General features: G+C 63.1%; 13 protein-coding genes and 1 pseudogene. 12 read left to right on the top strand and 2 right to left on the bottom strand.

The features are described 5' to 3' along the window. On the top strand, positions 1-297 hold a 297-nt coding region (locus tag ACCD03_RS22295; protein ID WP_413412917.1), incomplete at its 5' end, for a hypothetical protein. A gap of 59 nt (positions 298-356) precedes the next feature. Here the strand turns inward: ACCD03_RS22295 and ACCD03_RS22290 are convergent. Beyond that, positions 357-1892 carry a PLP-dependent aminotransferase family protein gene (locus ACCD03_RS22290; RefSeq protein WP_325648999.1) on the bottom strand — a complete coding sequence of 512 codons (1536 nt, stop codon included), beginning with the start codon at positions 1890-1892 and terminating at the stop codon, positions 357-359. A gap of 189 nt (positions 1893-2081) precedes the next feature. Here ACCD03_RS22290 and ACCD03_RS22285 point away from each other — a divergent pair, with 189 nt between their 5' ends. The 4 genes from ACCD03_RS22285 (at position 2082) to ACCD03_RS22270 (ending at position 4431) form a co-directional block, all read left to right on the top strand. Continuing rightward, positions 2082-2837: an SDR family oxidoreductase gene (locus ACCD03_RS22285; protein ID WP_413412916.1), complete on the top strand. Its 756-nt coding sequence runs from the start codon at positions 2082-2084 to the stop codon at positions 2835-2837. Positions 2838-2930: 93 nt separating this feature from the next. Beyond that, a complete protein-coding gene (locus ACCD03_RS22280; RefSeq protein ID WP_253536454.1) occupies positions 2931-3410 on the top strand; it encodes a carboxymuconolactone decarboxylase family protein in 480 nt (159 codons plus the stop codon). Positions 3411-3414: 4 nt separating this feature from the next. Next, a complete protein-coding gene (locus tag ACCD03_RS22275; RefSeq protein WP_045203619.1) occupies positions 3415-3819 on the top strand; it encodes a cupin domain-containing protein in 405 nt (134 codons plus the stop codon). Between the two features lie 219 nt (positions 3820-4038). Then, positions 4039-4431, top strand: coding sequence for a hypothetical protein (locus tag ACCD03_RS22270; RefSeq protein ID WP_156158370.1), 393 nt, complete (start codon positions 4039-4041; stop codon positions 4429-4431). Positions 4432-4506: 75 nt separating this feature from the next. Here ACCD03_RS22270 and ACCD03_RS22265 read toward each other — a convergent pair whose 3' ends face one another. Further along, positions 4507-5286, bottom strand: coding sequence for a TetR/AcrR family transcriptional regulator (locus tag ACCD03_RS22265; protein WP_413412915.1), 780 nt, complete (start codon positions 5284-5286; stop codon positions 4507-4509). Between the two features lie 119 nt (positions 5287-5405). On the opposite strand from ACCD03_RS22265, the gene ACCD03_RS22260 reads away from it, so the two are divergent. The 7 genes and pseudogenes from ACCD03_RS22260 (at position 5406) to ACCD03_RS22230 (ending at position 13834) form a co-directional block, all read left to right on the top strand. Next, positions 5406-7091 (top strand): bifunctional 3-(3-hydroxy-phenyl)propionate/3-hydroxycinnamic acid hydroxylase, encoded by a 1686-nt coding sequence (locus tag ACCD03_RS22260; protein ID WP_413412914.1) that lies wholly within the window; start codon positions 5406-5408, stop codon positions 7089-7091. Between the two features lie 9 nt (positions 7092-7100). Beyond that, complete coding sequence (locus ACCD03_RS22255) at positions 7101-8171, top strand: VOC family protein (protein ID WP_413412913.1); 1071 nt, start codon at positions 7101-7103, stop codon at positions 8169-8171. Between the two features lie 33 nt (positions 8172-8204). After that, positions 8205-9161 carry a fumarylacetoacetate hydrolase family protein gene (locus ACCD03_RS22250; RefSeq protein WP_413412912.1) on the top strand — a complete coding sequence of 319 codons (957 nt, stop codon included), beginning with the start codon at positions 8205-8207 and terminating at the stop codon, positions 9159-9161. Continuing rightward, positions 9158-11122 carry an acyl-CoA synthetase gene (locus ACCD03_RS22245; protein ID WP_413412911.1) on the top strand — a complete coding sequence of 655 codons (1965 nt, stop codon included), beginning with the start codon at positions 9158-9160 and terminating at the stop codon, positions 11120-11122. Before ACCD03_RS22250 ends, ACCD03_RS22245 begins: the two co-directional genes overlap by 4 nt. Positions 11123-11180: 58 nt before the next feature. Further along, on the top strand, positions 11181-12068 hold the full coding sequence (locus ACCD03_RS22240) for an OmpW/AlkL family protein (protein ID WP_413412910.1): 888 nt from the start codon (positions 11181-11183) through the stop codon (positions 12066-12068). A 672-nt stretch (positions 12069-12740) separates the two neighbouring features. Further along, positions 12741-13108, top strand: a pseudogene (locus tag ACCD03_RS22235) (hypothetical protein). Between the two features lie 309 nt (positions 13109-13417). After that, a complete protein-coding gene (locus ACCD03_RS22230) occupies positions 13418-13834 on the top strand; it encodes a DUF1924 domain-containing protein (RefSeq protein ID WP_045203611.1) in 417 nt (138 codons plus the stop codon). The last annotated feature ends 11 nt before the right edge of the window (positions 13835-13845 follow it).

The following is a 13845-nucleotide window of genomic DNA, read 5'->3' as shown; positions in this document are numbered from 1 at the left end:
ACGTCATCCGACACAGGCAGGCTCACCAAAAACCGCACCTACCTGAACGGCGCCATCGCAGCGCAGGCGTATCTCAAGCGCACGCGCATCGCCATGTGCACGCACGGCCAATGCCGCCCAGGCATGCTGCGCGAGCAGCTTCAACACCTGTCCGCGCACGCGTTCCCGCCGGCGTTCATCAAAGGCTTTGTGGACGCGATTGACGCGTACGTATCGATGTCGCTCGGGGGCCGCGATGTCGATCCGCAAACGTGGGACGTGTTAGCCGCCATAGAGCGGCGTGGCTACAGCCAATAAAAACAGATTGATGCATTCCCGTGACGGGCGGGAATGCTGAGGTCGGTCGAGCGTCAGCCTCAGCAGTCAGGCAAGCAAGCACGCAACGTTCGAGCGAGTCGGGCCGCTTCACCTGCATCGGTAACGTTGGCGAAGCCGATCACAAGACCGCGCGGCACATGTGGTGTCCGACCATTCGCGTACCAGATCGAAAGTGGCAGCACGGCGAGCCCCGCCTCACGCGCACGCGCGGCAACGGCAACATCGTCGACCGGCCCGTCTGCGCCTTCGGTGAAGTGCACCGCGAACTGGACGCCACCGGGCGGCAATTCGACGTGCAATCGCGGGCCGAACGCATGCTCCATCGCGTGCGCGATCAGCATGCGACGCTGCGCGTACAACGCACGCATGCGCTTTACATGGCGCGCGAAATGTCCCTCGTCCATGAAGTCCGCAACCGCTGCCTGCAACAGCGTTGGCGAGCCGGCGTTCATGCTGCATGCCACCCGCCCGACGCGCTCGATGGCGCGCTCCGGCACGACCGCATACGCGAGCCGCAAACCGGGAAACATCATCTTGCTGAACGTGCCGCAATAGATGACGTGATCGTGGCGATCCAGGCTCTTCAATGCCGGCAGTGGCCGGCCCTGATAACGGAACTCGCTGTCATAGTCGTCTTCAACAATCCAGCGCGACCCTTTCTCGGCCCAATCCAGCAACGCCATGCGTCTGGCGAGCGAAAGCGTGTGCCCCAGCGGGCTCTGATGAGACGGCGTGACCAATGCAAAGCGCGCTTGCGCGTCCAGCGCGATACCGCGTTCGACGTTGAGCCCTTCTTCATCCACCGGCACCGGCACCAGTTGGATGCCAGTTTCGGCAAGAAAGCTGCGCGCGAGCAGGTAGCCCGGGTCTTCGAACCATACGCGATCGTTCGGTTGCGCGAGACTGCGCAACACGAGTTCCAGCGTTGCGCGATAGCCGCCGGTGACGAACACCTGCTCCGGCAAGCAGGTGACGCCGCGTGCCAGCCCGAGATAGGTGGCGATGTGTTCGCGCAGCGGCCGGTAGCCAGCCGGGTCTGGGTACGCAAGCACGGCACGTTCGCCGCTGCGCGCGCGGCGCGATACGAGCCGATTCCATACCTTGCGCGGAAACGCGTCCAACGCGGGCAGGCCGGGTTGCAACGGCCGCGGCTCGCCGCTCATTGCGACGGCGATTGTCAATGGGCGCGCGGGGGTTTGCGGTATCCGATCTGATGTGTCCGAGGTCTTGTGTTCCCGCCTTTTCCCAGCGCCACGCTTGCTGCCTGCGGCTTCAGGCGCTTCCCGGCTCGACGAACGCACGACCGACGCCGGCAGCGACGGCGACACAAACGTGCCTGCCGCCCCGCGCATCTGCAGGTAGCCCTCATCCACAAGGATCGTGTAGGCCAGCTCGACGGTGCCGCGCGCGGTGTTCAGTTGTGCCGCCAGGCCCCGCAGTGCAGGCACCCGATCGCCGGGGCGCAGATGCCCGGCCGCGATCGCTGTTCTGAAACGCTCACAAATCTGCTGATAGATCGGCAATGCCTCTTGCCGGTCGATTTCGATGGTCAGCGCGGGTGTGGGAGCGGTCATGGCGGCCTCGTCTGCAAGAGAGGTGGAAACGACTTGGACTAGTCATTTCGACAATTCTTGGCCCTTATTTATAGGGCGTGATTGTTCCACACTGGGTCTCAAGCGATGCGACGACAGCGACATGTTCGGACGGCGCCGCGCCCCCCCAGCGCCTCGGGCGTTCACTGAGTCTCATACGGAGAAGTTGCCATGAAGATTGTCGTAATCGGTGGTTCGGGCCTGATCGGCTCGCGTGTTGTCACGCTGCTCGGCGACGCAGGTCATGAGGTGCTTGCCGCCTCGCCGCGCAACGGCGTGAATTCGGTCACAGGCGAGGGCCTGAGCAACGCACTGACAGATGCAGATGTGGTCGTGGACGTGACGAACGCGCCGTCGTGGGAGCCGCAAGCGGTGCTCGACTTCTTCCGCAGCTCGGCGCGCAATCTTGGCAAGGCAGAAGTTGCCGCAGGCGTGCGCCATCACGTTGCGCTGTCCATCGTTGGTACTGATCGCATGGCCAACAACGGCTATTTCACGGCCAAAGTTGCGCAGGAAGAGGCGATCGAGGCGGCCGGTGTGCCGTACACGATTGTGCGTGCGACGCAGTTCATGGAGTTCATCGGGGGCATTGCCGACTTCAGCACGGTCGCAGGCACGGTGCGCGTCGGCGACGGTTTGTTTCAGCCGATCGCGGCAGACGATATTGCAGCCATCCTTGCGCAGGTGGCAGTCGCCGCGCCACTGAACGGCACGGTCGACATTGCCGGACCGGACCGCGCCCCCTTCGCACAGATCATCGCGCGTTATCTGAAGGCGGTCGGCGATACACGCCCGGTCGTGACGGATCCCGACGCGCGGTACTACGGCGGCCTGGTCGAGGAACTGTCGCTCGTGCCGGTCGGCGAGGCTCGAATTGGCCGCATCGGTCTCGATCAGTGGCTTGGCACGCAGGCAAAAGACCGTTGATCAGCGGCTGACATATCCCACGCCACAAGCCCAGGGCCGCGAATCGCGCCGCTGCAGGGCACTACCACTCGGCCATCTCATCAGGAGCGCATCATGACGCAACGCCTCAATTACTTTCAGCAATCCCCGGAACTGAGCAAGAAGCTCGTGGAGCTCAACACGCTGCTTCAGAAAACGACCATCGAGACGCACATCCGCGAGCTTGTCGAGCTGCGCGTGTCGCAAATCAATGGTTGCGCCTTCTGCGTCGACATGCACGTCAAGATGGCGAAGATCCACGGCGAGCGTGAACTGCGCCTGTACCACGTGGCGATCTGGCGGGAGTCGACGCTGTTCTCGCCGCGCGAGCGCGCCGCGCTGGCATGGGCTGAAGTGCTGACCCACATTCCCGCCTTGGGCGTGTCAGACGAGATCTACGACAGCGTGCGGGCGCAGTACTCCGAAAAGGAGCTGGCCGATCTGACGTTCCTGGTGGGCGCGATCAACAGCTGGAACCGCCTGAACGTGGCGTTCCGCATGGTGCCCGGTTCGTCCGACAAAGCATTCGGCCTGGACAAGGCCCACCTGGAGTAATGCCATGAAAAATCCAGTGTTCTTCGCTGCAGCTGTGGTGTGTTCGTGCCTGCTGATGGCGCAGTTGGTCAAGGCTGCGCCGGAAGCAAGCGTGACGCCGTTGCGCTCGGAATCGTTGCCCGAGTTCCCGGGCAAGGAGGCCGAGATGATCGTGGTGGACTATCCGCCGGGCGCGGTCGACCCCGTGCATCGTCATGACGCGCACGCCTTTGTCTATGTGCTCGAAGGCAGCATCGTCATGAGTTTGAACGGCGGCAAGGAGGTCACCCTCAAGGCTGGCGATACGTTTCACGAAGGCCCCAACGACATCCATACCGTCGGGCGCAACGCAAGTGCCACGCAGCCGGCCAAGTTTGTGGTGTTCCTGATCAAGCAGAAGGGCGCGCCGATCCTGACACCCGTGAAGTAGCGCTGTCGTCCACGCGGGGATTGGCGATCGAGGTGTCGGTTGTGGTGTTGCCCTGATGACAAATCGAATGGAGCGCGAATCTTGCGCTATCTCAACGGATGAGCAGAACAGCCGCCTAGCATGGAAGGGACGGCGTGCGTGACAAACGCATGGCGCTCATCCATCGCTTGCGTCAGTCCCCAGAGGCAAGGTGGAAGCGGGTTGTTAACGGAGATTGTCATGCGAGGCTGGCTTATCCCAATCATGCTTGCGGCGACGCTGAGCGGCTGCGCATCCACCGAGTCCGTCAAGGCGTCGCAGGAAGAAAGTGTGCATCGCGTCTACGCGGCACCCTACAACTCGGTCTACGCTGCCACGCTTGCTGCCGCGAAAGCACAGAAGCTCGAACTCGTGGAAAGTGATCCGGCGGCAGGGCGCATTGTTGTCTCGCACGGAATTTCCCTGTGGAGCTGGGGCGAACGCATTGCGATATGGCTGCACCAGCTGAACGAGTCGAGCACGGACGTAGCGATCGTGAGCAAGCCGATCCTCGCGCCGCTCAACTTTCCGCCGGACTGGACATCGAAGCTGTTCGAGCAGATCGCGACTGAGCTAAAAGCTCCGGCAACCTAGTAAGGTTGCGGGCCACCATCGTTCCGGCACCGGTCGGAAGCGGGGCCGCTCTGCCGCATAAGTTCGCAGGGCTTTCTACGGTCGCGCTTGTAAAACCTCGGCGTTTGCGCCCATCTCCGGCAACGGGCGATGCGCAATCTCTTCGGCTTCTGCGTGGCTCAACCCAAGCATGCGCAGCAGCGCCGAGGCCGCCCGCTCCGGAAGATCGCTTTCATTGAGGGTGAGGTCTTTCAGCAGCGTGGCTGCCGGCTCCGACTGCGCGTCGATCTGCACGCCCACAGCCACGGCGGCCAGCACGGTGCCGCCAACGGAAATCAGGCTCATCAGTGGATCGGGCGCGTCAAACCGACCTGCCGCAACGCCACGCCCGATGTCGCGAAGCAGCCGCTGGCCAAGCCCACGGCTGAGGATGCGAGGTGAGAATCCTTCGCGAATCAGGAACTGTCCCCACACCGGCTCCCGTCGCGCGCGCAGCAGCGTGTGCCGCACGGATACTGCGATCACTTCGGCCGGGTCGGCAAGACCCTCGGCAATCCGATCCAGCGTGTCCGCAAACTCCTCGAACACCCAGTCCGTCAGCGCCAGGTAGATCGCCTCCTTCGATTCGAAGTGGTTGTAGAACGAGCCAAAGCCGACATCCGCAGCCTCGGTGATCTCGTTGATCGCCACGCCCTCCATTCCCTTCTCGGCCATCAGCTTGAGCGCCGCCTCTAACAGGCGCGACCGTGTCTCGCGTTTGCGACGCGCGCCACGCGGCTCCTTTTCTTCAACAGCGGTGGCCGCCGGCGTGGCGGCTGCGGCCGCTGTGGCGGATTTAGCGGCCTTGGCGGCGCGCGCGGTGGGAGTGCGGGGCATGGGATCCAGTCGATGAAGCGGCGTTAGAGTTTAACCTGATCAAAGTTGACAAAGTTATCAGTTATGATTTGAATATCGAAAACGCCCGCTCAATGGGCGATACAAGAACAGGAGTTCGCGTGGAGACAGCTGCACAAGAGGCGCAAGAAGCGCTTCCGTTCGCGCCCCAGTGCGCCCCCGCCACCGATTTGCCTTCTGCGGTCGATGTGCTGGTAGTGGGTTTTGGCCCCGTGGGTGCCATGGCTGCAAACCTGCTGGCCAGATACGGCGTACGGGTGTTGGTCGTGGAGAAATCCACGGAGATCTTCATGGCGCCTCGCGCCATTGCGCTGGATAACGAGGCGCTGCGCATCCTGCAGTTGGCCGGAATTGGCGAGCGCGAGCTCGACACCATTGCGATCCCGTTTGTGCGCATGCGCTCGCCGGTGTTTGGCGAATTCGCGCGCGTGAATACGCTCGGCGGCGCAGACGGCCATCCGAAGCTCGTCACGTTCTACCAGCCCGATCTGGAGCGCAGCCTGCGGCGCCAGCTCGAGCAGTGCGACGGCGTACACATCGCGCTGGGCGCGGAGTTTATGGGGCTGGAAGCCGCCGAAGACCACGTGGTGGCTTCAGTCGCAGTGGCCGGCGGACAGACGCATCGCGTGCGTGCGCGCTACGTCATCGGGGCAGACGGTGCCAGCTCCGTGGTGCGCGGGTTGATCGGACAGGCCTTCAAGGGAAAGACGTTTGCCGAGGACTGGCTCATCGTCGACGCGCGCAATGTGCCGCGCCCCATCGACCACGTTGAGTTCCTCTGCAACCATCGCCGCCCGACGCCTCACATGACGGCCCCGGGCGGGCGGGAGCGCTGGGAGTTCATGCTGAGCCCCGGTGAAACGCGCGCTGAAATGGAATCGGACGAACGCATCCGCACTTTGCTCAAGCCCTGGTGCAACGTCGACGACATCGCCATCGAGCGCAAAGCCGTCTATCGCTTCCACGCGCGTGTGGTCGATACCTTCAGCAAGGGGCGCGTCTTCCTTGCCGGAGACGCCGCGCACATCACGCCGCCTTTCGTCGGACAAGGGTTGGTTGCCGGCCTGCGCGATGTGGCCAATCTCTGCTGGAAGCTGGCATGGGTCGTCCAGGGCAGGGCAGCGCCGGGCATCCTGGATTCGTACGACCGCGAGCGCCGCCCGCATGCGAAGGCGATGATCAATCTCGCCAAGTTCATGGGCAAGCTGGTGATGCCGCGCAACGCCGGCGTTGCGTTGATCACGCACGGGCTGATGCGCCTTGTGCGTCTGGTTCCCCCGCTGCGTACCCAGCTCGAAGAACTCGGCATCAAGCCGAAGAACGCATTCGCACGGGGTCTGTTCGTGCAGGGAAAGGGCGGATCGCGCTTGCGCCGTGGCGCCGTGCTGGCCCAAGGCTGGGTGCGCGGCTGCGATGGCGCGACTCAACTGAGCGACGACGTGTTTGGCACCGGACTAGCGTTGATCGGCTTTGGCCATGACGCCAGCACACACCTGGATGCCGACACCGCCAAGGCGTTTGCAGCGGCGGGAGGCAAGGTGGTCCAGATCACGCATCGGGGCCAGCGCCTGCATGTGGCGCAAGGCGAGCACTGGGAAGACCTTGAAGGTGTTTTCCTGCCGCGCTCCGTGCCCTTTGGCTGGGCAGCCGTCATCCGCCCCGATCGCACCATCGTCCATGACGGCCCGGCAAAGGACGCCGTCCGCCTTGTCCGAGAAAGCCTCGCATTGCTCGGCGCATCTGCCGGGCAGGTGTCTTCCCTGGCTCCCGTCGCACGCGCCGCTTGAGGTCTCACCATGAAACTCACGACAGCCCAACCTGCCCGCCACCCGAACCCAACCACCAAGGCGCTCGAACTGGCCTACCTGATCTTCGAGCGGCCTGACCTGACCAAGGCAGAGCAATTCCTCACCGACTTCGGCCTGCACACCGTGGCGCGCGATGGCGAGCGATTGTTCATGCGCGGCACCAGTGCCGCCCCGTTCTGCTACGTGGTCAACAAGGCAGATACAGACCGCTTTGTCGGATTCGGCTTGCGCGTTGCCGACAGCAAAGACCTGGAAGCGCTCGCCCGCCTGCCGGGCGCATCGGGCGTGGAGCCGATCACTGCGCCGGGCGGGGGACTGTGCGTGCGCCTGCATGACCCGTCCGGCTTTCGTGTTGAGGCCGTGTGGGGCCAGGCGCCCAGCGGCACGCTGCCGCATCGCGCCGCCATGACGCTCAATACGACCGATAGCATTGTCCGTGTGAATGACACGCAGCGCGTTCAGGCCGCGCCGCAGGAGGTGATCCGCCTGGGCCACGTCGTGCTGGAAGTGGCCGACTACCAGGCTACGAGCGCCTGGTACACGCAGCACTTCGGCTTCATTCCAAGCGATGTGCAGGTGCTGCCCGATGGCTCGCCGGCGGTGGCATTCATGCGGCTAGACCTGGGCGCTACGCCTGCCGATCACCACACGCTGGCGCTCGCCCAGGGCTTTGCGCCGGTCTACAGCCACAGCGCCTTTGAAGTGATCGACGCCGATGCCATCGGCATGGGGCAACGCATTCTGCGCGAGCGCGGCTGGAAACATGCGTGGGGCATCGGCCGGCACATCCTGGGCAGCCAGATTTTCGATTACTGGCAAGACCCCTGGGGCGACAAGCACGAGCACTACTGCGACGGCGATATGTTCACCGCCGACCAGCCGACCGGCATCCACGCCGTGAGCCGCGAAGCGATGTCGCAATGGGGCCCGGTCATGCCGCGCAGCTTTACGAAACCCAAGCTGTCCCTATCCAAGCTCGTTGCACTGCTGAAGAACCTGCGGAACAGCCCCGACCTTACGGTCGGCAAGCTGCGCACGCTGGCCAAGCTCTTCGCGTAACCCCGCCTCATTTACCGACAGCCCCGATACGCCATGGCATTGAATGTTCTGCATTACCGACACCAGGGTCGTGCCCAGTGGGGAGTGATCCGCGCCGGCATGATCACGCCCGTCCCGGGCGAGTTTCCGACCACCTCCGTCTTTCTCCAGTCCAACACGGCGGAGGCGCTGACCGGATTGGCCGGCCCCGCCATCAAGGTGTCGGAGGTTGAGATCCTCTCGCCGGTCACGCGCAACCAGCAGTTCGTTTGCCTGGGTGCGAACTATCGGCAGCACATGATCGAGTCGGGCATGAACCCCGACGCAAAGCACTTCAACATGGTGTTCACCAAGGCACCGGGCTGCATTGTTTCGGCCACATCGGATCTTGTGCGGCCACGCCACGTGCAGTTTCTCGACTACGAGATCGAGCTTGGCCTCGTCATGAAACGCGAGGTAACAACGCGCCAGCCGGTAACGGACGCCAACCTGCACGAGTACGTAGCCGGCATCGTCATCGTGAACGACTACTCGGCGCGCGACATCCAGATTCCGCAGATGCAGTTCTACAAGGGCAAGAGCTATCGCACGTTTGGCCCGGTAGGCCCGTATCTGTGTCTGCTGCAGCCGCGCGACTTTGGCCGGCTGCGCGACCTGCAACTCAGGCTGACCGTCAACGGCGTGACGCGGCAGAGCGATTGCACCGCCAACCTGGTTCACGGCCCCGCAGAAACCTTGACCGAGTTGTCGGGCGTTCATGATCTGCACACCGGCGACCTGATCGCCACGGGCACACCCGCCGGCTGCGCGCTGAGCGTTCCATCACCCGCCAAGCAGCGCATTGCCGCGCTGTTGCCGGACGCCACCAAGTGGCGGATGTTCATGAAGGTGCAGGCTGCGCGGCCGCAGTATCTGAAGCCCGGCGACATCGTCGAATCGCGCATCTTCAGTGCGGACAGCGAGATCGACCTGGGCACGCAGCGCAACCGCGTCGTGGAAGACGCAGCATGAACGGCATTGCAAACCAGAGCGACATCCTCGCCATTGAAGCGAGGGGAATGCCAGCGGATCTGCCAACCAGCACGTACGAGATGATCCGGCGCGGCGCGGCCATCAACCCGTCGGCCCCAGCGCTGTCGTTCTTCTTGCGCGCGGCAGATCACCGCAAGCCCCAGACGTGGACGTATCGCGAGCTTGTGCGAGACATCACGCGCACGGCCAACCTGTTGACGCGGCTCGGCATTCGCCGGGATGAGGTGGTCGCCTACGTGCTGCCGAATCTGCCGGAAACGCATTTCGTGATTTGGGGCGGAGAGGCAGCGGGCACGGTCTGCGCCATCAATCCGCTGCTCGAAGGGCCTGCCATTGCCGATCTGCTAAAGGCGGCCGGCGCGCGCGTGCTGGTCACGCTGGCGCCGTTTCCCGGAACCGATCTGTGGCCCAAAGTGCAGCGCATTCTGGGTGAAGTGGCATCGCTCGAGCATCTGGTGCTCGTCAATCTGGCTGATCGCGTGCGCGGGCCTAAGGGCTGGATGGCGCGGCTCGTGCAGCGCCAGGAATGCACACGGCTGCACGGCCGGGACGGTGTTCGCGCCGCCGTGCCCAGACATATCCACCTACACGATTTCGGCAGGGCAATGGCGCGTGAATCTGGCGCAACGCTCGCGTATCCGCGCGTGTTCAAAGCAGGGGACACGTCTTCGTATTTCTGCACAGGCGGCACCACCGGCCTGCCCAAGATTGCCATGCGCAGCCATGGCAATGAAGTGGCCAATGCGTGGGCGGCCGGGCAGTTTCTCGGTAACAGCGTTGGGCCCGGCAAGACGATCTTCTGCGGGTTGCCGTTGTTTCATGTGAACGCGGTGCTGGCAACCGGGCTTCTGCCGTTTTCCAAGGGTGCGCACGTGGTGCTCGGCACCCCGCAGGGGTATCGCGGCGAGGGTGTTGTCGCGCGCTTCTGGGAAATCGTCGAGCGCCACCGCATCAACTTCTTCAGCGCCGTGCCGACCCTGTATGCGGCGTTGCTGGATGTGCCCGTGGGCGAGCGCGACATCAGCTCGTTGGAATACGGCCTGTGCGGCGCGGCACCCATGCCCGTCGAAGTCTTCCGCACGTTCCAGCAGCGCACCGGCGTCAAGATTCTGGAGGGCTACGGCCTGACGGAAGGCACCTGCGTGAGCAGCGTCAACCCACCGCTGGGCGACCGGCGGCTCGGCTCCATTGGCCTGCGTGTGCCGGGCCAGCTCATGAAGGCCGTGGTGCTTGGTGAAGACGGCCGGTATGTGCGCGATTGCGTTACGGACGAACCTGGGGTCCTGGTCATCTCGGGACCAAACGTCTTTGGCGGCTACGTGCAGCCCGAGCACAACAAGGGCTTGTGGATCGACCTGGGCGATGACCGAGCGTGGCTCAACACAGGCGATCTCGGCCGCATGGATCGGGATGGCTATTTCTGGCTGACCGGCAGAAAGAAGGAACTCATCATTCGCGGTGGCCACAACATCGATCCGGCCACCATTGAAGAGCCGCTGCACCGGCACCCGGCTGTTCAGATTGCGGCGGCCATCGGCCGGCCAGATATGCATGCGGGCGAACTGCCGGTGGCATACGTCCAACTCAAGCCTGGCGCCACGGCCAGCCACGAAGAGCTTGCGAACTTCGTGCGCGAAGCCATCCTTGAGCGCGCTGCGCAGCCAAAGCAGATTCATATCGTGGATGCCATGCCGCTCACAGCGGTGGGCAAGATCTTCAAGCCCGCGCTCAAGCGCATGGAAACCGCCGATGCCTTGCACTGCGCGTTGCGCGAGGCAGGTATCGAGGGTGTGCGCCTCGTGCTGGATGAGGACAAGACCACCGGCATCCTGGTACGTGCCGGCCTGCGTGATCCCGCAATGCACGATGGTGTAGCGGCGGTCCTTGGCCGATTCCCGTTTTCGTTTTCCATCTCGCCAGACGGAGGCGCGCCTCCCTAGTCCGTCACGCCCCAGCTTGCCCTAGCCAATACAACGATTCCAAAACAGGAGACACACGATGGCGCACTTCAACCTGCGCGTTGCCCCCGCTCGTTCTTTTTTTGCCGTGGCGGCTGCCATTGCAATGGCAGCCCCCTTGGCACATGCGCAATCAAACGAAGACCCGCCCAGCAGCGATGCCAGCTTCTTTGACCGATACATACGCGGGCGCAACGTGCTCTCGGTTGGGGTCATTCATATTCATCCCACGGATTCGTCAACGCCGCTGTCTACCTCAACCAGCGCGCTTGGTCTGGGTAGCTATGAGTCGCCCGGCACCAGTGCCAAGACGGGCAGCTCCACCACGCTGTCGCTCACGCAGACATATTTCATCAACGACAACTGGGCCGTTACGGCGGTCGGGGGCATCCCACCCACCACGAATATCTACGGTCGTGGCAAGGTCGTCGCGCCCGTGCCGGGGCTTGGGAACCTCACGCTCATCGATCTGGGTCTGCCCAAGAACAACCCCGTTGCATCTGCCCGTGCGTGGAACCCGGCGCTCATTGGGCAGTACTACTTCGGAACCGCACAGAGCAAGCTGCGCCCGTTCATCGGTGCGGGCGTCAGCTACAACTTCTTCACCCAACTACGCCTGAACTCGAATTTCGTCAGCGCCATGCAGAACCTCGGCCAAGTCCTTCAGTTGGGCATGGGCCAGATCCCCACCGGCCCCGCCAAGGTCTCGGCTGCGACCTCCAGTTCGTGGGCGCCGGTTGCCAACATTGGCGCTTCGTACGAGTTTGCCAAGAACTGGACGCTAGTCGGCACCGTCGCCTATCTGCCGCTCAAAACCACATCGACCATCACGCTGCGCAGCCAGGAAGGCCAGGTGCTGGCCGTCAACAAGACGGTAATCAACGTGAAGCCGGTCGTCTTCAGCCTGAACGTTGGATACCGGTTCTAGCAGATCGAGAAACCAAGGGTGAGCGAACTGATGAACCCGGTGAGGCCCAACGCCGCTCGTGCCTGGGCATCCGCGGCGGGGCGGAGCGCGAGGCTCAGACCGTGGAGTTCGAGTGTTGAAGAGTGAAGCTCGACCCTCAGACAGTGGAGTACGACCCTCAAACAGTGAGATTCCAGTGTTTGAGGCTGAAAACGCGACCCTCAGACAGTGACGTTTCAGTGTTTGACCCTGACGTTCGACTCTTTGAGGGTGGCGCTTGAGTGTCTGAGGGTGGAGCTTGAGTGTCTGAGGGTGAAGCTCCAGTGTTTTAGGGTGAAGCTCCAGTGTCGGAGGGTGAAGCTTCAGTGTTTGAGGGTGGAACGTGAGATTCAGCCCGGTGCCCAGGGCGAATCAACAATCCAACTTTTGCCGCCGCCCCCATCGCTATAATCCACCCCGCTGCCGCACCAACGGCAGCCGGGCGTAGCAACCCGTACAGCAATCCTTAGAGAGACTGTCGTGCAAGCGACGGTCCGCTTCCGTTCGCTTGTGTTTTTCATGGCGGGCCGGGCGGGGAGACCTTCGGGTCTGCCGGTCGTTCTCTAAGGGCCGGTTTGCTACCCCCGCCGTCAGGCCCGCCACCCCGTGTCGCAACGAGATGGCGAGCTTCCGATGCAACTTAGAGAGGCCGACATGCCATCTGTCAAAAGCGGGCACCGCCCCGCGTCGTATCCATCTCCGCCAACATCGCGACCCCACCGCCCACGTCATCCGACACAGGCAGGCTCACCAAAAACCGTACCTATCTGAACGGCGCCATCGCAGCGCAGGCGTATCTCAAGCGCACACGCACCGCCATGTGCACACACGGCCAATGCCGCCCGGGCATGCTGCGCGAGCAGCTTCAACATCTGTCCGCGCACGCATTTCCGCCGGCGTTCATCAAAGGCTTTGTGGATGCGATTGATGCGTACGTATCAATGTCGCTCGGGGGCCGCGACGTCGATCCGCAAACGTGGGACGTGTTAGCCGCCATAGAGCGGCGGGGCTACGGCCAATAAACAGATTGACGCATTCCCGTGACGGGCGGGAATGCTGAGGCAAGCAGGGCGGAATGACCGCGCAGGCGCTCTCCTTACTGAGTGACTCCAGCATCGGCAGCTGCTTAGGTCTCAACGCGCACGACCTCGGGGTGAAGTTCCCTTCGTCGCTCGGCCTTTGCCACATCGCATCCGGAACCCATCGATAGGAAATCCATGCAAGCGAGCCATCCTTGATCGGGCCACTGAAATGGCTTCCGGGGTATCGCTTAAGAATCCGTTAAGAAGAATCCGTGAGCATCAAGGCATTCCTCAGCGTGAGAGGCCGTGATGCCAACCCCCAAATTTCTTCCTGCTGCCCGCCTGCATTCGGTCTTGGCGTTGGCACTAGCCGTTGCCGCTCCCCTGGCAAATGCGCAAGCGCCCGCGCAACTGCTCGACCACTATCGAGCGCAGGCCGGAACCCCCTCCGACCCGTCCCGCGGGCAGCAGCTTTTTACATCCAAGCACGGTCGTGAATGGAGCTGTGCTTCTTGCCATGGCAACCCGCCAACGCAAACCGGCCGGCATGCCGCAACCGGCAAGTCGATCGCGCCGCTGGCTCCGGCATTCAACCCAGAGCGTTTTACCGATGTCGCCAAGACCGAGAAATGGTTCCGGCGCAACTGCAACGACGTGGTCGGGCGTGAGTGCACGGCAGCCGAAAAAGCAGACGTCCTGAGTTGGCTGATGACTCTCGGCAAGTAGGGCCGTTCAGC

It is taken from the genome of Ralstonia sp. Ralssp135 (assembly GCF_047304345.1).
Taxonomy (GTDB): domain Bacteria; phylum Pseudomonadota; class Gammaproteobacteria; order Burkholderiales; family Burkholderiaceae; genus Ralstonia; species Ralstonia chuxiongensis.
The sequence above is the reverse complement of the archived record's forward strand: the minus strand, read 5'-3'. Positions and strand labels throughout refer to the sequence as shown.

Bases quoted from the DNA above. Each gene is read 5' to 3' on its own strand.
- ACCD03_RS22290 (WP_325648999.1), bottom strand. From the start codon at position 1,892: ATGACCGCTCCCACACCCGCGCTGACCATCGAAATCGACCGGCAAGAG.
- ACCD03_RS22285 (WP_413412916.1), top strand. From the start codon at position 2,082: ATGAAGATTGTCGTAATCGGTGGTTCGGGCCTGATCGGCTCGCGTGTT.
- ACCD03_RS22280 (WP_253536454.1), top strand. From the start codon at position 2,931: ATGACGCAACGCCTCAATTACTTTCAGCAATCCCCGGAACTGAGCAAG.
- ACCD03_RS22275 (WP_045203619.1), top strand. From the start codon at position 3,415: ATGAAAAATCCAGTGTTCTTCGCTGCAGCTGTGGTGTGTTCGTGCCTG.
- ACCD03_RS22270 (WP_156158370.1), top strand. From the start codon at position 4,039: ATGCGAGGCTGGCTTATCCCAATCATGCTTGCGGCGACGCTGAGCGGC.
- ACCD03_RS22265 (WP_413412915.1), bottom strand. From the start codon at position 5,286: ATGCCCCGCACTCCCACCGCGCGCGCCGCCAAGGCCGCTAAATCCGCC.
- ACCD03_RS22255 (WP_413412913.1), top strand. From the start codon at position 7,101: ATGAAACTCACGACAGCCCAACCTGCCCGCCACCCGAACCCAACCACC.
- ACCD03_RS22250 (WP_413412912.1), top strand. From the start codon at position 8,205: ATGGCATTGAATGTTCTGCATTACCGACACCAGGGTCGTGCCCAGTGG.
- ACCD03_RS22245 (WP_413412911.1), top strand. From the start codon at position 9,158: ATGAACGGCATTGCAAACCAGAGCGACATCCTCGCCATTGAAGCGAGG.
- ACCD03_RS22240 (WP_413412910.1), top strand. From the start codon at position 11,181: ATGGCGCACTTCAACCTGCGCGTTGCCCCCGCTCGTTCTTTTTTTGCC.
- ACCD03_RS22230 (WP_045203611.1), top strand. From the start codon at position 13,418: ATGCCAACCCCCAAATTTCTTCCTGCTGCCCGCCTGCATTCGGTCTTG.